9 protein-coding genes are annotated in these 20,602 nt (G+C 37.5%); 3 read left to right on the forward strand and 6 right to left on the reverse strand.

All coding sequences use genetic code 11. From position 1 onward, the window contains the following. Nucleotides 1–122: 122 nt before the first annotated feature. The 3 genes from blp1 to AW165_RS02685 form a co-directional block, all read right to left on the reverse strand. The gene (gene blp1, locus AW165_RS02675; protein WP_060464895.1) at nucleotides 123–10,043 is read right to left on the reverse strand and encodes a biofilm-associated Ig-like repeat protein Blp1; all 9,921 of its coding nucleotides are present in this window, start codon (nucleotides 10,041–10,043) and stop codon (nucleotides 123–125) included. Nucleotides 10,044–10,346: 303 nt separating this feature from the next. Then, a complete protein-coding gene (locus AW165_RS02680) occupies nucleotides 10,347–11,105 on the reverse strand; it encodes a metallophosphoesterase family protein (RefSeq protein ID WP_060464896.1) in 759 nt (252 codons plus the stop codon). Continuing rightward, nucleotides 11,086–12,024 (reverse strand): diacylglycerol/lipid kinase family protein, encoded by a 939-nt coding sequence (locus AW165_RS02685; RefSeq protein WP_060464897.1) that lies wholly within the window; start codon nucleotides 12,022–12,024, stop codon nucleotides 11,086–11,088. Before AW165_RS02685 ends, AW165_RS02680 begins: the two co-directional genes overlap by 20 nt. Before the next feature lie 391 nt (nucleotides 12,025–12,415). On the opposite strand from AW165_RS02685, the gene AW165_RS02690 reads away from it, so the two are divergent. Then, on the forward strand, nucleotides 12,416–14,248 hold the full coding sequence (locus tag AW165_RS02690; protein ID WP_002115528.1) for a phosphoenolpyruvate carboxykinase (GTP): 1,833 nt from the start codon (nucleotides 12,416–12,418) through the stop codon (nucleotides 14,246–14,248). Nucleotides 14,249–14,289: 41 nt separating this feature from the next. Here the strand turns inward: AW165_RS02690 and glpD are convergent, their stop codons facing one another. Both glpD and glpK read right to left on the reverse strand, forming a co-directional pair. Continuing rightward, nucleotides 14,290–15,807: a glycerol-3-phosphate dehydrogenase gene (gene glpD, locus AW165_RS02695; protein ID WP_060464898.1), complete on the reverse strand. Its 1,518-nt coding sequence runs from the start codon at nucleotides 15,805–15,807 to the stop codon at nucleotides 14,290–14,292. Nucleotides 15,808–15,961: 154 nt separating this feature from the next. Beyond that, nucleotides 15,962–17,470: a glycerol kinase GlpK gene (gene glpK, locus AW165_RS02700; protein WP_060464899.1), complete on the reverse strand. Its 1,509-nt coding sequence runs from the start codon at nucleotides 17,468–17,470 to the stop codon at nucleotides 15,962–15,964. Between the two features lie 372 nt (nucleotides 17,471–17,842). Here glpK and AW165_RS02705 point away from each other — a divergent pair, with 372 nt between their 5' ends. Beyond that, nucleotides 17,843–19,174, forward strand: a complete 1,332-nt coding sequence (locus tag AW165_RS02705) for an MFS transporter (protein ID WP_005803945.1) — start codon at nucleotides 17,843–17,845, stop codon at nucleotides 19,172–19,174. Nucleotides 19,175–19,291: 117 nt separating this feature from the next. Then, entirely contained in the window at nucleotides 19,292–19,714 is a 423-nt protein-coding gene (locus AW165_RS02710) for a hypothetical protein (RefSeq protein ID WP_002115580.1), read from the forward strand. Between the two features lie 22 nt (nucleotides 19,715–19,736). Here AW165_RS02710 and AW165_RS02715 read toward each other — a convergent pair whose 3' ends face one another. Next, the gene (locus tag AW165_RS02715) at nucleotides 19,737–20,405 is read right to left on the reverse strand and encodes a class I SAM-dependent methyltransferase (RefSeq protein WP_060464900.1); all 669 of its coding nucleotides are present in this window, start codon (nucleotides 20,403–20,405) and stop codon (nucleotides 19,737–19,739) included. Nucleotides 20,406–20,602: the final 197 nt, after the last annotated feature.

Genomic DNA, 20,602 nt, shown 5'->3' on the forward strand with positions numbered 1-20,602 from the left:
TGAAAAAAAACTTATCTTTTTTGGTCATTTTTTAACAGGTTGTGAAGAGTTTTTATTAAATTTAAAGCACAAAATAAAAGAAGCTATTTTCATAGCCTCTTTTATAAAGATAAATTTTAATGTTAAACAAAGAGTTGCTGGTTATTTAACAATTCATCTAATGTTGTATTTACCTGATTTAAAGTTATCAAAGACACACTACTAAACATTGTACCTTCGCCATCTCGGTCAATACTAATAGTCGTGTTTCCAGCATCTTGCTCTACAGTAATAAATTTCGCTAATGTGCTCACATCTTTAGAATAGTCAATTAATAATTCACTTAAATCAATTTTATCTGCTTGAGCATCGGTTCTTACATCACCTAAAGTAAAATCTAACACCGTGTCATGTCCATTTCCGCCAGTCGCATCTTGGCTATTTAGCAAGTGGAACAAAATGGTATCAGCACCGTCATGAGTCATATAGGTATCGTTACCTTCACGCCCATTCAAAACGTTATTACCAGAGTTACCTGTCAAAAGATTATCTAAAGCATTGCCTGTTGCATTTAGATGAGCAGAACCAACCAGCTCCAAGTCTTCTACATAACGACCGCTTTCCAAAAAGGAATCTACAGTTGTGGGATCATTTACTGTTTGATATAAACCAACCAAACTGTAATTAACAGAACTGATAATTTTATCATGTCCTCCTAAATCTAGATCTTTAGGTTCAGACCCAACTGGTTGTGTTCCCAAATAACCACTTTGAACCCACACATTTTCGTAATGACTCGTATCTATCCAAGTCTCTTCATTATGACCATCAAACACATATTGTTGCTCATAATAGCCTTGCTCAATCCATTGAGATTCATAATGCCCATCTTGAACGAGCTGTTGTTCAAAATGTCCAATTTCTTCAGTATAAGGACCCGTTAGTCCATATCCTGACAGCCACTGATTTAAATTATAATCATAATAATTATTCATATATTCATTATACGAATTATCATCTAAATAGTAGTTTACGCCATTTTGATCAGTATAAACATCTCTTGTGCCATCAACGATCCACGTATCTTGATAATAGCTAGTATCAATCCAAATATCTTGGGAGTAACTTGTATCTATCCAAACATTTTCAAAATGGCTTGTATCTACCCATATATAATCAGTATATCCAGAAATTACCCATTGCTCTTCGTAATAACTGGTATCTACCCAGACTTCCTCAAGTATCTCAATAATATCAACCGTATACTCTTGAATAAAATCACTCGCATGATCAACTACATAGGTATTATCAGTAGCATCACCTTTAAACTGATCAATGGTTATGTTCGGTAAATCATTAATTACTTGATTAATAATTTCGCTACGATTTCCCGCACGATCAATAACAGTAAGGTCAAATGATGTTGTATTTACATAGGCATCAATAGAGAAAGTTCCATCTGCCAAGACGATAGTACTCGTTACAGAAGGTTCTTGATCAGCAAAATAATAAGTGACTTCAACAGTAGCATTGCTTTCGGCATGACCTACCAGCAGCCTACCCCATTCATTTATGGCAAGCTGTGTGGCTACATTCGGTGCTGTTGTATCATTTATAGCAACAACCGTTGTACCCACACTCACATTTTGATTGGTATCAACTACTTTTACCGTCAATGTTTCACCATGCCAATATTGTGACCATAAGTATGTTGTGAAACTTCCATCATTTTTGACAGTAGTTTGACCAACTAAATTATTATCATCAAAAATATTAACAGTTGAATATGCTTCCGCTTGTCCTGAAAGTACATTTCCATCTTCTAAGACAAGCTGAGTTGCTGCATTTGGCGCGACGATGTCTATGGGTGCCTTAATTTCGGTGTAAGTGCTTAGATAGCCATTTTGTTCCACAACAATGCGTAAGGTCTGTCCACTCACCTGAGGTGAGTACAACTGGATATTAAAGTGTCCTGTTTCATCTACAGAACCACCACCAATATGATTAGTATACACATCAAAAATATATACATAACTACTTGCTAAGGCAGTCCCCTCAATAAAAAAACCATTTTCAGAAACAACAATATGCTCTGCTGATGGGGGTGCATTAGTATCTGCATTAAAAGTAATATTCAATGGTGTACTTATATTTTTGGCTAAATCTATTACCGTGATAAATAATTGATCTCCACGTAATAGTGGTGGATAAATATTAGCATTGAAATATCCTAATTCATCCGATTGAGATTCTGCTCGTAAATACCCATCCGCATCCATTACCTGAATGATTGCTTTTGAATCAGTGTGGCCTGAAATTCCCTGACCATCATTGTTAATCACCACCTCGTCAATCACTGGAGCAATATTGTCTAAGGGGGCAATAATTTCAGAGATTGGGCTATATTGATTTGTATTTTGGTCATAAACTCGAACTTGTAATATCTGTCCCTTTAGATAATAGTCATTTAACTCAATAGCAAAACTACCATCTTCGTTCACGACACTGTTCCACCCCCAATTAATGCTTTGACCATCCGCGGATGTAACAACAATCGTCATTCCTACTGTCGCTTTACCTGTAAGAATATGGCCATCAACATCCAATTTTAGCTCTGTTGCAGCAATTGGTGAGTTCGTAAATACAGGTACTAACTGATGAGCAACTTCACTTCGGTTGCCAGCAATATCTTTGACAACAATACTCAAATTTTGTGTCTGATATTGACTCAGATTGATCCATTGATAAAATTTTCCATCATATCCAACATACATTGTTGTGATAACTGCACCATATTGATCAATAATTTCAACAGTTGTATTTGGTTCAGCCTCACCAAAAAGCAATCCGTCTGAGGCTAATGTAATATTTGCAGCAGCTGGCGGTGCGACATCATCAATTAAAGCATTTTGTTTAACCTCAATACTTCGGTTACCTGCTATATCTACAACGATGAAAGTTAATTCCTCTCCATGTAAGTAGACTTGATTAAAATAACCTGACACATTACCAGCACCATCTACATAACCAGAACCTATCACCTCACCCGCAGCATTTTTGACTTCAATCCGAGTATTTAATTCTGCTTGCGCCGTAAAGTTTTGACCGTGTGAGTGAAGCACAATATTCTCAATCGGATTTGGTGCGATAACATCAATCAAAGCATTCTGCTTGATCTCTGTACTGCGGTTACCCGCTCGATCAACGACAACAAAAGTGAGCTCTTCACCATGTAAATAGACCTGATATAAGTAACCAGAAACATTACCCATGATATCGGTTGAACCAGATCCTACAACCTCACCAACAGCATTTTTAACTTCGATTCGACTACCAGCTTCCGCTTGCGCTGTAAAGTTTTGACCATTTTCATTTAAGATGATGTTTTCAATCGGATTTGGTGCAATATCATCAATCAAAGCATTTTGCTTTAATTCAACACTTTGATTACCTGCTTTATCTACAACGATAAAAGTGAGTTCCTCACCTTTTAAATAAACCTGATTGAAATAGCCTGTCACATTACCAGTGCTATCGACATAACCATAACCGACAAACTCACCCGCAGCATTTTTGACACCAATAAAACTATTGGCTTCTGCTTGTGCCGTAAAATTTTGCCCATTTTCATTGAAAATGATGTTTTCAATTGGATCTGGCGTAATGGTATCCACCAAAGCATTTAACTTAAGTTCGACACTTTGATTGCCCATTCGATCTATGACAACGAAAGTTAATTCTTCTCCATGTAAATAGACTTGATAGAAGTAACCTGTCACATTACCTTCGTTATCTGTAGAACCAAGCCCTATTAACACACCCTCAGCATTTCTGACTTCTATATTACTATTTGCTTCTGCCTGCGCTATAAAGTTTTGACCGTTCGGATCAAGTACAATATTTTTAATCGGATTTGGTGCAACATCATCAAGTGGAGCCTTAACTGAAACAACATCACTCACATTTCCAGCTCGATCTTTAACAATAACTGTGAATTCTTCACCATGTAAATTAGAGCTACCCAAGAAAATAGTGAATGTACCATCAGCATTTACACTCTGACTCCACGTATTCACCTGTTGACCATTCTGATCAAAAATCTGGATGAAGGTATTTGGCTCAGCTACACCAGAAAGGGATGAACCATCTTCACTAAACGTGAGATTACTTGCAGCCACAGGAGCAATATCATCAAGCGGTGCTTTTACAGTAACCCCACCACTCAAATTACCAGCCCGATCTACTACAACTACCTTTAACTCTTCGCCATGCAAGTAGTTACTGTATAAAGAGATGTTAAATGTTCCATCCCAATTAACATTATTATTCCACTGATTTACCAATTGACCATTCTGATCAAATATCTGAATCGTAGCATTTGGCTCAGCCATACCAGTTAGATATGAACCATCTTCGCTAAATACTAAATTAGTAGCATTTTCCGGTGCAGTATTATCAAGAAAAGCTGTTTGTTTTACTTCAACGCTGCGATTACCAGCTTGATCAATCACAACAAAAGTAAGTTCCTCACCTTTTAAGTAAATTTGATTCAAGTAACCTGAGACATTACCAGCACTATCTACATAACCTGAACCTACAAGCTCACCCACAGCATTTTTAACTTCAACTTGAGTATTTACTTCTGCTTGCGCTGTAAAGTTTTGACCATTTTCATTGAAAATGATGTTTTCAATCGCATTCGGAGCAATATCATCAATTAAAGCATTCTGTTTGACCTCTGCACTGCGGTTCCCCGCTTTGTCAACTACAACAAAAGTGAGTTCTTCTCCATGTAAATGAACCTGATATAAGTAACCAGAAGCATTACCCATGCTATCGGTTGAACCAGAACCTATGACTTCACCAGCAGCATTTTTGACTTCAATTTGAGTGTTTGCTTCTGCCTGAGCTGTAAAGTTCTGTCCGTTCGCATCAAGTAAAATATTTTCAATTGAATTTGGTGCAATATCATCAGTTAAAGCGTTTTGCTTAACTTCTGTACTACGGTTACCAGCTCGGTCAACGACAACAAAAGTGAGTTCTTCTCCATGTAAATAGACTTGATATAAATAACCTGACACATTACCAGCGCCATCTACATAACCTGAACCGATGATCTCACCTGCAGCATTTTTAACTTCAACTTGAGTATTTGCTTCGGCTTGTGCTGTAAAGTTTTGACCATTGAGATCTAATACAATATTTTCAATTGGATTTGGTGCTACATCATCAGTTAAAGCATTTTGCTTAACTTCTGTACTACGGTTACCCGCTCGGTCAACGACAACAAAAGTAAGCTCTTCGCCATGTAAATAGACCTGATACAAATATCCTGAAACATTGCCTGTGCTATCTGCTGATCCATAACCAATAATGTCACCATTGGTATTTTTAATTTCAATCTGGCTATTTGCTTCAGCCTGAGCTGTAAAGCTCTGTCCATTGATATCTAATACAATATTTTCAATCGGATTTGGTGCGACATCATCATTCAAAGCACTCTGCTTGACCTCTGCACTACGGTTACCAGCTCGATCAATCACGACAAAAGTAAGTTCCTCACCATGTAAATAAACTTGCTGAAAATAACCAGATACATTACCTAAGCTATCGGTATAGCCAAAACCAATCTTATTTCCAGCCTGATCTAATATTTCAATAGAGCTTCCAGCTTCTGCCTGAGCTGTAAAGCTTTGGCCATCTTCGTTGAAGATGATATTTTCAATCGGATTTGGTGCAATGGTATCAATTAAAGCATTTTGCTTAAATTCGATACTACGGTTACCAACTCGATCTATGACAACAAAAGTAAGCTCTTCACCATGTAAATAGATTTGATTGAAAAAGCCTGAGACATTACCAGCACTATCTGTAGAGCCCCAACCCGTCTGATTACCTAATGAATCAAAAACTTCAATCTGACTATTTGCTTCTGCTTGTGCTGTAAAGTTTTGACCGTTTGCATCAAGTAAAATATTTTTAATTGGATCCGGTGCAATATCATCAAGTGGAGCATTTATTGAAACAGCTTCACTCACATTTCCAGCTTGGTCTTTAACTGTGACCGTGAATGCCTCTCCATGTAAATTATTGCTACCTAAGAAAATAGTAAATGTACCGTCAGAGTTAATGGTGTTATTCCATATATTCACTAGCTGACCATTATGATCAAAAACCTGAATCGTAGTATTCAGTTCTGCTACACCCGTAAGATATGAACCATCTTCTGAGAAAACCAAATTGCTGGCTGATGTAGGAGCAACCGTATCAGCGGTAATTACAGTATCGGTGCTTACTTGCCCACGAGCATCCTTAATTGATAAGAAAAACTGCTCGCCATCAACAAGAGGGCGGTCAAGCTGGAGTTTAAAATAACTTGATCCATTCCAACCGTTATCTTCACCAACTTTAATTTCAGCTACGACTTCACCTTTGGCATCTTTAACAATGAGAGTACTATTATTTTCAGCTTGCCCACTTATCACTCCGTCCGAAGTAAAGCTATCTACATAGGGGGAAAAAGCATAATTAGGCGCCTGTATCTGAGCTGCTAAACTTACATTTCCATTTACATCGGTAGCCGTGACATAAACCGCCTCAGCATTAGTTAAAAACACACCTAGTTCTATCGAGAAACTTCCACTCTCATCGGTCCAGTTATTCCAGAACCATTTATTAAGAATGTTTCCTTGCCCATCTTTAACTAAAATTTCAGAGAAAGGTTCTGCATGGCCATAAACTAAATCACCAGCATCATTGAAATTTAAATCTGTTGGAACAGGTGGAGGAGTCAGATCTACAATGATATTCTGCTCAGGACTCATCAACCCTTTATTATCAATAATTTGAACGGAAATTTGCTCTCCATCAATTAAAGGTCGGTTTACACTCAAGCTAAAATGACTAAATTCATTCCAACTATTGTCATCACCTAATGTAACCTTTCCTAATTCATTACCGTCAGCATCACGCACGATTACTGTACTATTATCTTCAGCAAACCCAGAAATTAAGCCTGCTTGTGTAATACGTTCAACATATGGAATATAAGCAAAGTTTGGAACTTCGATTAGGGCTTCACTCGTATTTTGATTTTTATCTACTACTTGTACGGTAACCGACTCACCTTCTTTTAAAAATTGGAACACCTGTAAACTTGCAAAGCCTTGTTCATCGGTAAAACCTGTAGCAATTAAATTGCCCTCTCCAGAAAATGCACGAATAAAGCTGTTCGGCTCATTAACATGTACTGATAAAGTTTCACCACTGATATCAAACTGTGGAGTTTCTAAAAATACTGCGGGCGTATAGTCTGCAGTAATATATTGTGGATGGCCTGAAATATTATCTTTATCTGTAGAAATAATAATTTGAGTACCTTCCTCCAAAGGTTGGTCGAGAGACAAAGTAAATGGTCTGACTTCACCTAATGCCATTGCATTAAAAGGCGTAATACCTGAACCCTCAAATGCAATGGAGTTAAACTCTTGCAGAATATTTCCATTCTGATCTTTTACAATAAAATGACTGCCTTCGGTCGCATAACCAGTGATCACACCTTCTGGACTAATTCTTGTAATACTAATTGCAGGAACTTCAGTAACTTGGCCAATTGACGAATTTTCACTGCTGTATCCATTATAAGTAGCGACAGCATAAACTTCTTGATTTGAGTTAATTGAAAGGTCTTGTAAAGTAAATTTACCTTCGTCATTAGTTATGGTACTTGCAAGCCAATCACCACTTTTATTGTAAATATCAACTTTACTTCCTTTATATGCGCTACCTGAAATGATAGCTCCATCTATATTATTGAAAGTTAGTGAATCTAGAGTTGGCGAATTTGGAGTATGATCTACATTATAATTTTGGGTCTGTTTAATAATGGCTGTATTGCCAGCTTGATCAGTAAGACTAATATCAATTGATATATTGGTTTGCGATTCTTCTGACCACAGAAACACTGCTGGAATTTCGCTAACCCATTCTTGGGTGACTTCATCAAAATGAAAGTTATAAACAACATCGTTTAAAGTCGTATTTACTGAGGTCAGTGAGCTATTTAAATCTGTTGGTAGATTATCTACTTCCAGTCTTATAGAAATAACTTGATCTTTTTCAACTAGGCTTATTGTATTGTCTTCAGTAATTGACTTTACAGTTACTGTAGTTGATTCAATATTTAAAGAATTATCTATAATTACCTTTTCCACACCAGTTTCTGATGTGTTGCCTGCGAGGTCTGTCACTACAGCTTTATAGAGGTAACTTCCATCAGCTAAATCTTTTTGATCAGCTGTTGTCTCCTGCCAAGTTTTTCCTTCATCGGTAGAGACTTCATAGTGGTCTAATAAAGCAGCTTGCTCTCCGATTACAATCGGTTGAGCTAGCTTCAAAGTAAAATTATTATCTTGCGTAATTTGATCTGTTGCTGAAACACCCGTATCGCTTAAATCAGATAAAGTTAATTCACCTGCTTGCGGCGCTGTTGTATCGACAACGACTTTTTGTATGGCGGCTTCTGATGTATTGCCTGCAACGTCGGTTACTACAGCTTTATATTGGTAAACACCATCGGTTAAATCTTTTTGAGCTACTGTGGTTTCCTGCCAAGTCTTTCCTTCATCTTTCGATATCCAGTAAGTGATTTGGCTATTTACTTCTTGTCCGCTAATCTTTAAATCAAAAATTTTATCTTGCGTAATCTGATCGGTTGCCGAAACACCTGTATCACTTAAATCAGATAAACTCAGTTCACCTGCTTGCGGCGCTGTTGTATCCACAACAACTTTTTGTATAGCGGTTTCTGATGTATTGCCTGCAACGTCTGTCACTACAGCTTTATAGAGGTAACTTCCATCAGCTAAATCTTTTTGATTTACTGTCGTTTCCTGCCATGTTTTTCCTTCATCTTTCGATATCCAGTAAGTGATTTGGCTATTTACTTCTTGTCCACTAATCTTTAAATCAAAAGTTTTATCTTGTGTAATTTGATCAGTTGCCGAAACACCGGTATCACTTAAATCAGATATAGTCAGTTCACCTGCTTGCGGTGCTGTTGTATCCACAACGACTTTTTGTATAGCGGTTTCTGATGTATTGCCTGCAACGTCGGTTACTATTGCTTTATATTGGTAAACACCATCAGCCAAATCTTTTTGAGCTACTGTTGTTTCCTGCCAAGTCTTACCATCATCGGTAGAAACTAAATAAGTTACTTGGCTGCCACTTTCTTGTCCTTCAAGCTTTAAATTGAAGTTTTTATCTTGCGTAATCTGATCAGTTGCCGAAACACCTGTATCACTTAAATCAGATAAAGTCAGTTCACCTGCTTGCGGCGCTGTGGTATCCACAACAACTTTTTGTATAGCAGTTTCCGATGCATTTCCAGCTCGGTCCGTTACTACGGCTTTATAGAGATATACACCATCAGTTAAATCTTTTTGAGCGACCGTTGTTTCCTGCCAAGTTTTTCCTTCATCGGTAGAGACCAAATATGTTACTCGGCTTCCACTTTCCTGTCCTTCAAGCTTTAAATTAAAGTTTTTATCTTGAGTGATCTGGTCGATTGTAGAAGCCCCTGAATCCAAAAGATTTTTGAGATTCAAAGTACCTGGCTCAGGAGGAGTCGTATCTTTAGAATCGTTCCGAGACAATAAAGCAATTGTTCCTGCTCCTGCTAAAGCGCTGACTACCCACGACCAGAGGGGTACAGAAGATGAACTATCAATAAGCTTTGGCGTATCTTTTAATTCTAAATAATTAACAGTGGTCTGTCCGCTAGCATCTTCTCCCAGATTAGCAGCCCAATAACTCTGCCCTTCATTTAAAAGAATTTGCGGGTTTTCGCTAATAAAATAGTTTTCTAAAACAATTTCAGTTCCATCTTTTAGATGAACAATTGCACTGTTTCCTTCTCTTGTTATTGAAGAAATTTTTTCTGGATTTATATCGATTTTTGCGACTTCTTTAGAATTTACTACAATATTTTTTGTCTGGCCTACATTAATATCAACTGTATTATTTTTTGAAGCATTATTTGCCATTAATGATACTTGTACCATTTTTCCACCATGAAATTTTAAATATTATTAAGTTATTCTAAAATATTAAGATAAATAGATACTCATTTAATCAAATATTATTAACTATCATAAAATACTAAACCCTTATTGTAGCTACTTAAAATCGTGGCTTTTTATATAGTTAAAAATTTTTTATGTATCCATTAATATTATTTTTAAAATGATAAAACATTTAGAATGTTTTCCTATTCCCCATATATAGAATTTAAAGCTTAGGCATTGTAATGGATAAAATTTTATCAATCTACTCTTAAGTTAAATGTCTTATATAGTTTTTATAAATTAAATTAATTGAAAAATTTTTAAATCGTAATTAAACCAATAATGATTAATTTTTCCTTCATTTGAAATGACATTAAAACTATTTGGAACATGATAATGCAAACGGCTAGAAGTTGCGGTTCCTGCATGAATATCATAAATAGGATGATCTATCTTTAATTGATAAATTTGCGTTAAATCATATACAGCAGTTTTATGTAAATGCCCGTGTAACATTCCAAATAGTCCCGTTGTACTCCATTTTTCGAGTGCCATTTTTCCTAATACAGGACAATCTTTAATACCATGCTCATCATCAGGTGGAGTATAAAAAGGTTGATGGAAAACAACTAATTTGATTTTATTCGGTGGCCCTTGCTGTAATCGCTCATATGTAGTTTGAATTTGCTCAATCGAAATATGTCCACGAGTATGATAACGACGGCGAATACTATTCACCCCAACAATATAAAAATGTTCAGTTTCTAAAGTTGGTTCAAGCTGGCCAAAAAAATATTGGTAGCGAGTAAATGGTGAAAAAAAACGGTTCCAGACATGGTACAACGGAATATCGTGATTACCAGGAACAACAATATAAGGAATATTAAGGCTATCTAAAAACTGACGGCATTTATAAAACTGTTGATATCGGGCACGTTGAGTAATATCACCACTCACCACAATGACTTCAGGTTTATGTTGAGTGCAAAAAAGTCGGATTGCATCTAAACATGCCTCAACTTCTGTTCCAAAATGCAGATCAGACAGATGTAACAACATTTGGCACCATAATATTTAAAGCATTCTTTTCTACAGAGAAATTTAAAGGTGCTTTCATCTCTAATATTTCACCATCTAAAGCTACAGTAAGTTTTGATTTTTTTGCACAATCTACCACCACATGATCTGCACAAAAACTATAAACATCTTGGGTCTCTTCTACTTTGCCTTGAATCCACTGCCACAACATGTTTAATAAACTAAGCCTATCACTTTTCGTAATGACTACTCCAGCGACCCGACCTTGTGCTGCACATTCGGCAATTCTTAGTTTCATATCGCACAACTGCAACTGATTATTACCAAAGAAAATTAGAGGGGTTTTGACTGGATATTTCTTGCCATCAACTGTGACGGAAAGTTTCATGGATTTATTTTCTCTTAATAAAACATCCAGAGCTGAGGTATAGGCATGCAAAGGTAAGCGTCCTAAGTATTTATTATAAAGCTCACGTTTTTTTATAAATAATGGATAAAGTCCTAAACTTGCATTATTTAAATAAACATGGTCATTAATTGTCGCAATATGTACAGAGCGTGGTGTACCTGTAGCGATGACTTCAGCAGCTTCTAACAAATCCAAAGGAATATCTAAAACTTTAGCGACATAATTAAAAGTTCCCAAAGGTAATATTCCCATTGGAATATGAGTATGTCTAAGTTTTGATGCTACCGCATTTAACGTTCCATCCCCACCCGCTGCAACAACAACACCTAAATTTGCATTTTGGCTATGCCGATGTATCACTTGACTCATCAAATCATCAAAAGAAACATCTTCCGCTAATTCAAAAACTTGTATTTCAAAACCAAATTCGGTGAACACAGTCATTAACTGTTCATACATATCTTCATGTTTTGACGCATGAAAACCCGACTTTTGGTTATAAATGATAGAGAGAGGTTTTAAAGTCCGCATTTTTATTATCTTAGAGGGATTCATCCTGAATATTGTATATAAAAACGCCTAATAAAAGTCTCTTTATGTAAATTTTGAATGAAGATCATTTGTTTAATCAATAATAATTCTCAAGAAAAAAATAAGAATCAAGATATTGATTTTTAAGGAAATAAATAATATAAATAACATACATACAACATAAAAATATTGAGAATAAGATATTGTAAAAAACTACAAGTTAATGATTTAAATGAGAAAAATATAAAAAAGTAAAATATCTATTTCTTAGTCTTTAGTCTTATTTTTTTTATGATTTTGTGCTTTAATACAGCCACTTTTTTATTTGATCTTTCATTGTACCTCTCAATGAATGACTTGTACGTTGTACATATTTTGAATAGGCCTCACCATGACCACAGTGAACGCACCAGAATTCGTTCGTCATCCTAAGCTTATCGCATGGGTTGAAGAAATTGCAAACTTAACCAAACCAGCAAAAATCGAATGGTGTGACGGAAGCGAAGAAGAGTATCAACGTCTAATCGACTTGATGATCGCTAACGGCACCATGCAGAAATTAAACCAAGAAAAACATCCTGGTTCTTATCTTGCAAATTCTGACCCATCTGACGTTGCACGTGTTGAAGACCGTACTTACATCTGCTCTCAAAATAAAGAAGATGCTGGTGCGACAAACAACTGGGAAAACCCAGCTGTTATGCGTGAAAAATTAAATGGTTTATTTGAAGGCTCAATGGAAGGCCGTACAATGTACGTTGTTCCTTTCTCAATGGGTCCTTTAGGTAGCCATATTGCTCATATCGGTATTGAGTTAACTGACTCTCCTTACGTTGCTGTTAGCATGCGTAAAATGGCACGTATGGGTAAAGCAGTTTATGACGTATTAGGTACAGACGGCGAGTTTGTTCCTTGTGTACATACAGTAGGTGCTCCACTTGCTGAAGGTCAACAAGATGTTGCTTGGCCATGTAACCCTGAAAAATATATCGTTCATTACCCAGAAACTCGTGAAATCTGGTCTTTCGGTTCTGGTTACGGCGGTAACGCATTACTTGGCAAAAAATGTTTAGCTCTTCGTATCGCTTCTGTCATGGGACGCGAACAAGGTTGGTTAGCTGAACACATGCTTATTCTTGGTGTGACTAACCCTCAAGGTGAAAAACACTACATCGCTGCAGCATTCCCGTCTGCATGTGGTAAAACAAACTTTGCAATGTTAATTCCACCAGCAGGTTATGAAGGTTGGAAAATCGAAACTGTAGGTGACGATATTGCTTGGATCAAACCAGGTGAAGATGGTCGTTTATATGCGATTAACCCTGAAGCTGGTTTCTTCGGTGTAGCTCCTGGTACAAACACCAAGACTAACCCGAACTGTATGGCAACTCTTCATAAAGATGTTATCTATACAAACGTAGCGGTAACTGAAGATGGTCAAGTATGGTGGGAAGGTCTTTCTAAAGAAGTTCCAACAAACTTAACTAACTGGAAAGGTCAACCTCACGTAAATGGTGAAAAAGCAGCGCATCCAAATGCTCGCTTCACTGTTGCAGCTGGTCAATGCCCTTCTATCGATGCTGACTGGGAAAATCCAGCAGGCGTTCCAATTTCTGCATTTATCTTCGGCGGTCGCCGCGCAGATACAGTTCCTTTAGTTTCTGAAGCTTTCGACTGGGTTGACGGTGTATATAAAGCGGCAACTATGGGTTCTGAAACTACTGCTGCTGCTGTTGGTCAACAAGGTATCGTTCGTCGTGACCCATTCGCGATGCTTCCATTTGCTGGCTATAACATGGCTGACTACTTTGATCACTGGTTAAGCCTTGGTCAACAAGTAAGCACAAAAGCTGAAGCAGCTGGTAATAAATTACCAAAAATCTTCAATGTAAACTGGTTCCGTCGTGATGCTGAAGGCAACTTCGTATGGCCTGGTTTCGGTCAAAACATGCGTGTTCTTGAGTGGATCATTGATCGTTGTGAAGGTCGTGCAAACGCTGTTGAAACACCAATTGGTCTTGTTCCAACTTATGACGACTTGAACTGGGAAGGTACTGAATTCTCTAAAGAAGAATTTGACCTAATCACAGCTCAAGATAAAGATCAGTGGATTACTGAAATTGAAAGCCACACTGATTTATTTAATAAACTCGGTGATCGCTTACCGAAAGCATTAAAAGAACGTCAAGCAGCTTTACTTGAAGCTGTAAAAACTGGCTTCTAATTGCTATATATAAAAAAGGTCGCCATGTGCGACCTTTTTTATTATGCGGCATCGTCTTTTTGTCGACGCTCAGATAAATAAGCTTCTAATATTTTTACCTGTTTTTCATCAAATGCTAGACCTAGTTTTGTTCTACGCCACAATATATCCTCAGCAGTAGTCGCCCATTCATATTCACATAAATATTTGACTTCGCACTCAAATAAATCATTTCCAAAATTCTGGCCTAATTGCTCTATTGCATTTTTCTCTCGGAGCATATTACAGACTCTTGTGCCGTATGCATGCGCCCAACGGTTAACAAGTGATTCAGGCACTCCACTTACACGTGACTGAATCTGATGTGTTAAATCATCTAGTGTTGTCCAGTTTTCAGCACCAGGTAATGGCTCATCTGCAGTCCACTCTTCTGCCATGTCATTAAAAAACGCAGACAAATGCTCTAAAGCAGCTTCGGCTAATTTTCGGTAAGTTGTGATCTTGCCACCAAACACAGATAACAATGGTGGCCTTCTCTCTTCTGCTTGTAGCGCCAAAGTATAGTCACGTGTAATCGCTGAAGGATTATCAGACTCATCATCACATAAAGCACGTACACCCGAATATTGGCTTACAATATCAGCCCGAGTTAACTGCTTTTTAAAATGTGAATTGGTCACTGTTAAGAGGTAATCTATTTCTACATCGGTAATCTCTACCTTTTGTGGATCACCTGTATATTCCTGATCGGTCGTGCCAATTAGTGTATATTTTTCTAAATATGGAATTGCAAACACAATGCGTCGATCTTCGTTTTGCATAATGAAGGCTTTATGACAGTCATATAATTTTGGCACAACAATATGACTTCCTTGGATCAGCCTAATTCGATATGGCGATTTTAGATTCAGATTTTCACTAATAATTTCTTCAACCCAAGGGCCTGCTGCATTCACTAAAGCTCTTGCACGTATCTGGTAAAACTCTGCTCCACTTTGTAACTCCAGATGCCACAGCTCTTGTTCCCTATAAGCTTTAATACAACGCGTACGCGTTACGACTTTGGCACCTTTCTCTTTGGCCTGTAATGCATTTAACACCACAAGACGTGCATCATCTACAGTACAGTCAGAATATTCAAAGCCACGTGTGATAGCTGGTTTTAAAGGACTATCTTCTTTAAAGTAAATCAGATTTGATCCTAATAGTTTTTCTCGTTTTCCCAAATGATCATAAAAAAACAGTCCAGCACGAATTAACCATGCAGGGCGTAAATGTGGTCGATGAGGCATAATAAAGCGCATGGGTTTAATAATATGTGGAGCTTTAGCCAACAGCACTTCACGCTCTGCTAGAGCTTCTCCAACCAATCTAAATTCTTTATGCTCTAAATAGCGTAGACCACCATGAATTAATTTACTGCTAGCAGATGAAGTGTGACTAGCCAAATCATCTTTTTCACATAAAAATACCGATAGTCCACGACCTGCAGCATCATTAGCAATACCAACACCATTAATACCGCCACCGATCACGGCAATGTCATATATTTTTGAATAATCATTAGGCTGTACTGTCATTTTTCATTTTCTTTTTATTGTTGATCTTATAAAAATTAAAACATCAAATTGAGGAAACAACAATCAAAAAAGTAGAATAATCAATTTTAAATAACTAAGTGTTTAACCGTTAATTGATTACCCTACTAGTGAATTCAACCAGTTAAAGAACGAACTAATCCTCAGCCCAACTTTGACTACGTTTAACTGCCTTGAGCCAACCCTTATAAATCATCTCAGATTGCTCAGAAGACATTTTTGGCTCAAATACCTTTTCTATGGCAGATTTATTTCTTAACTCATGTAGATCTTGCCAGAAACCCGTCGCCAGCCCAGCAAGGAAAGCTGCACCCAAAGCAGTAGTTTCTTTCATTATTGGACGTTCTACTGGTGTCGCTAAAATATCAGCCTGAAATTGCATTAAGAAATTATTTTCCGTTACTCCCCCATCAACACGGAGTGTACGGAGCTCTTCTTCTGCATCTTGCTGCATTGCATCTAAAACATCTCGGGTTTGAAAAGCAATAGACTCTAAAGTTGCACGAATAATATGTTCAATACTAGCCCCGCGAGTAAGTCCGAAAATTGATCCTCGCGCAGTTGGGTCCCAATACGGTGCGCCCAACCCTGTAAAAGCAGGTACAACATATACACCGTTACTATCTTTCACACGTGTTGCATAAAGCTCAGAGTCTTTAGCATTCTTAATGACTTTTAATTCATCGCGTAACCACTGCACGCAAGAACCACCATTAAACACGGCGCCCTCTAAGGCATAGTTCACCTCACCACTCGCACCACATGCAATAGTAGTTAGTAATCCATGTTCTGACCGGACAATCTTCTTACCTGTGTTCATTAATAGAAAACAGCCTGTGCCGTAGGTATTTTTTGCCTGACCAGACTCAACACACATTTGACCAAACAGTGCGGCTTGTTGATCACCTGCGATTCCTGCAATGGGGATACCAACTTCTTGCCCACTTATGGTATGTGTATATCCATAAACCTCAGATGAGCTACGTACTTCGGGTAACATTTCTCGAGGAATCTCTAAAACTTGTAAAAGTTTTTCATCCCATTCTAGCTTTTCGATATCAAACAGCATGGTTCGTGATGCGTTGGTAAAATCAGTCACATGAACAACACCATTGGTTAGTTTCCAGATTAACCAAGTGTCCACCGTACCGAACAACAACTCTCCTCGCTCAGCACGCTCACGGCTTCCTTCAACATGGTCTAAAATCCATTTAATTTTTGTGGCCGAAAAATACGGATCAATCACCAAACCCGTTGTTTTACGTATGTATTCTTGCAATCCTGCTTTATGTAGTTGATTGCATATCTCAGTCGTTTGTCGACTTTGCCAAACAATCGCATTGTAAATCGGCTTGCCCGTTTTTTTATCCCAAACAACTGTGGTTTCCCGCTGATTGGTAATCCCAATTGCTGCAACTTGTTCACTCTTAATGCCTGCTTGAGCTAAAGCTTCTACCCAAACAGCACTTTGCGTAGCCCAAATTTCCATAGGATCATGCTCAACCCAGCCAGGCTGAGGATAAATCTGAGTAAATTCTTTTTGAGCAATACTGACAACATTAGCATCATGGTCTAAAACAATTGCTCTTGAGCTTGTTGTTCCCTGATCAAAAGCAACAATATATTTTTTCGGGCAATTTGACATCTGAATGTCCCTTTCATTATTCACACACATCTAGTCCACAATGCCAAGACATCATGCCTAACTATATTTACTTAAAATTTTCTTTGGAATATATCATTATTTTTAAGGGGTATAGGTTTTCTTCGCCCAAACTCTACTCATTCTTTATCAATTTTTACTACTTGGAAAAAATAATATGCCAAAGATCCCAACAATATTATAAACGTGAGCTGATCGGCTAATTTGAAATCACATAAATATTCAACTTATTCCTTTGCTTAAATAATAAACATTGTTTTACAGACATAAAAAAAATAAAGTGAAATACTCCTCTAGAAAATATGTAAAAACGGAATAAATCTTCTCTTTTTTAGCATTCAACCCAAGCGAAACATGGAGCGACTCATGGTTGATCAACCTTCTACCGCAACAACTCCACATTCTAATTTAGATACAAAAACTCGTCTAAAATCAATTTTAGGCGGTTCTGCCGGTAACCTTGTCGAATGGTACGACTGGTATGTATATGCCGCATTTACGCTCTATTTTGCTCATGCTTTTTTCCCAAAAGGTAGCCAGACGGCTCAACTCCTTCAAGCGGCCGCAATTTTTGCTGTAGGCTTTTTAATGCGCCCGATCGGTGCATGGATTATGGGAATCTATTCCGACCGTAAAGGACGTAAAGCAGGTCTTACCCTTTCCGTCACTTTAATGTGTATAGGTTCTCTTCTTATTGCCGTGACACCAAGTTATGAAAGTATTGGTGTATTTGCCCCTCTTCTTTTAGTTGTCGCTCGTTTAATTCAAGGCTTAAGTGTAGGAGGAGAATATGGAGCTAGTGCTACCTATTTAAGTGAAATGGCTGAAAGAAATCGACGTGGTTTTTTCTCTAGCTTCCAATATGTAACATTGATTGCTGGTCAGCTCACAGCCCTATGTGTTCTATTAATATTACAAATGGTATTAACTGAAGAACAATTACATGATTGGGGATGGCGTATCCCATTCTTTATCGGAGCTTTACTTGCTATTGTAGTTTTCCGTATTCGACGTGGCCTCTTAGAAACTCAATCTTTTAAAAATGCTCAGGCAGAAACAGACCAGCCAAAATCAGGCATGTTTGCTTTATTTAAACATTATCCGAAAGAAGCTTTCACAGTATTGTTTTTAACAGCTGGCGGGACTTTAGCTTTCTATACTTACACGACTTATCTGCAAAAATATTTGGTCAACACCTCTGGATTCACCAAACCTGAAGCTACTCAAATTACAACTTTAGCGCTATTTATTTTTATGTGTCTACAGCCTGTAGCGGGTGCTTTATCGGATCGCATTGGTCGAAAACCCCTTATGATTTTCTTCGGAATAACAGGTGTTTTATTCACTTACGTTTTATTTGATGCACTCGCAAATACACATAACTACTGGACAGCTTTCTGGTTATGTTTTGGAGGTCTAGTGATGGTGACTGGCTACACTTCAATTAATGCTGTAGTGAAGGCCGAGCTTTTCCCTGCACACATTCGCGCTTTAGGTGTTGCATTACCTTACGCAATTGCTAATACGTTATTTGGCGGAACAGCAGAGTTCTTTGCTTTAAGTTTTAAAGAAGCTGGGCATGAATCTTGGTACTTTATTTATGTAAGTATTATGATCTTCATTTCTCTCATTATTTATATTTTTATGAAAGATACCAAGCATCATTCAAAAATCAAAGAACATTAATACTTTACTAATAAGGGCTAATATCGTTCGCCGATGTTAGCTCAAATCATGAGATTAAGCCCCAACAACCTTTGTATTTTATGAGATACTAGCTATAAGAAAATAAGGACGATACTGATGAATAGAAGTATTTTATGCTTGGCATTAAGTAGTATGTTTGTTTTAACTGCTTGTCAGACTACCCCTCGACAATATAATGGTTCAACTGGATACCAGATTGAAAACCAAACAAAAACTTCGGCGACTTTAGCTTATACTTTAGCTGGTCGTAATAACCAGCAACTCGATGAACGTAAATTACAACGCGCTTGTCAAAATGTGCTAGGCGCTCAGAAAGTTTATAAATTGTCAATTTTGAGTATCAACGAAATTCCTAATCCAGCGAAAGATGAGCATTATGGAATTCAACTCGGCGAAACTCGTGCTTCTTTTGGCTTATCCAATACACCTAGTTTAAATAATGGTGAAGACTATGCGACTCGCCAAGCGCTTGAAGCACGTCCAAGCACACTAAAAGTTGTTCGTTATACTTGTTCATAAAATAAAAAAAGACGCTGTTCTTTTACAGCGTCTTATAAAAACTTACATTTCTAAACTCTTTAGCTTCATCTAGATCAGGCCATGTAGAAGCACTTCTTTCACCAATCTTTTGATATTTGGGGTGACTAAAATTCTTAACACGACTATCAGCCACCCAGACTTCTGGCGCAAACTTTAAAAATTCATCTAAGAAAAAGCGGTTACATTGATCGTATAAAACATCAGCTGCCAATAAAACATCAACTTGCTCAGCCTTATATAAATCATCTAAATATTCTAGCTCAACATTATTAAGTAAAGCGTTTTCACGGCAAGCATTCAAACTAACTTGATCGATATCACAGCAGATGACTCGTTTCGCTCCTGCCATTTTTGCAGCAATTGCAACTACACCAGAACCTGCACCAAAATCGAGAACAACTTTATCTTTAACATGTTGCGGCTCTGCAAGTAACCACTGTGCCATCGCTAAACCAGATGCCCAACAAAAAATCCAATACGGCGTGTCATTCCAAATACGGCGAATAACTTCATCATCTAAGCGATCAGTTGGAAAAACTGGTGGAATCAACCATAAAGAAATAGGCGTTTCAGGCAACTGTTGTGCCATCAATTCACAATTGGGAATAACTTCATGTAAGGCTTGAAGTAAATGTTCAGGGGCTTTGGACAGTTGAAAGGTGCAGCTCATCAGATTTCTTTTAATTCATTTTTATAACAAGCATAACAGAGTCATTCCATTATGATTTGAATTTTTAGAATAACCTTCGGTTGGACCTACTTTTCTTTCGGGAAAAGTAGGCAAAACCATTGTCATCCGCAAAACTCGGCAGATACTCTCTAGAATCGAAAGCATCGCAGAAACATTAAATTTTTAACGTATTTCTG

Source organism: Acinetobacter sp. LMB-5 (assembly GCF_001541635.1).
Taxonomy (GTDB): domain Bacteria; phylum Pseudomonadota; class Gammaproteobacteria; order Pseudomonadales; family Moraxellaceae; genus Acinetobacter; species Acinetobacter pittii.

Excerpts from the sequence above, each read along its gene's own strand:
- blp1 (WP_060464895.1), bottom strand. The coding sequence starts at position 10,043 with ATGGTACAAGTATCATTAATGGCAAATAATGCTTCAAAAAATAATACA.
- AW165_RS02680 (WP_060464896.1), bottom strand. The coding sequence starts at position 11,105 with ATGTTGTTACATCTGTCTGATCTGCATTTTGGAACAGAAGTTGAGGCA.
- AW165_RS02685 (WP_060464897.1), bottom strand. The coding sequence starts at position 12,024 with ATGCGGACTTTAAAACCTCTCTCTATCATTTATAACCAAAAGTCGGGT.
- AW165_RS02690 (WP_002115528.1), top strand. The coding sequence starts at position 12,416 with ATGACCACAGTGAACGCACCAGAATTCGTTCGTCATCCTAAGCTTATC.
- glpD (WP_060464898.1), bottom strand. The coding sequence starts at position 15,807 with ATGACAGTACAGCCTAATGATTATTCAAAAATATATGACATTGCCGTG.
- glpK (WP_060464899.1), bottom strand. The coding sequence starts at position 17,470 with ATGTCAAATTGCCCGAAAAAATATATTGTTGCTTTTGATCAGGGAACA.
- AW165_RS02705 (WP_005803945.1), top strand. The coding sequence starts at position 17,843 with ATGGAGCGACTCATGGTTGATCAACCTTCTACCGCAACAACTCCACAT.
- AW165_RS02710 (WP_002115580.1), top strand. The coding sequence starts at position 19,292 with ATGAATAGAAGTATTTTATGCTTGGCATTAAGTAGTATGTTTGTTTTA.
- AW165_RS02715 (WP_060464900.1), bottom strand. The coding sequence starts at position 20,405 with ATGAGCTGCACCTTTCAACTGTCCAAAGCCCCTGAACATTTACTTCAA.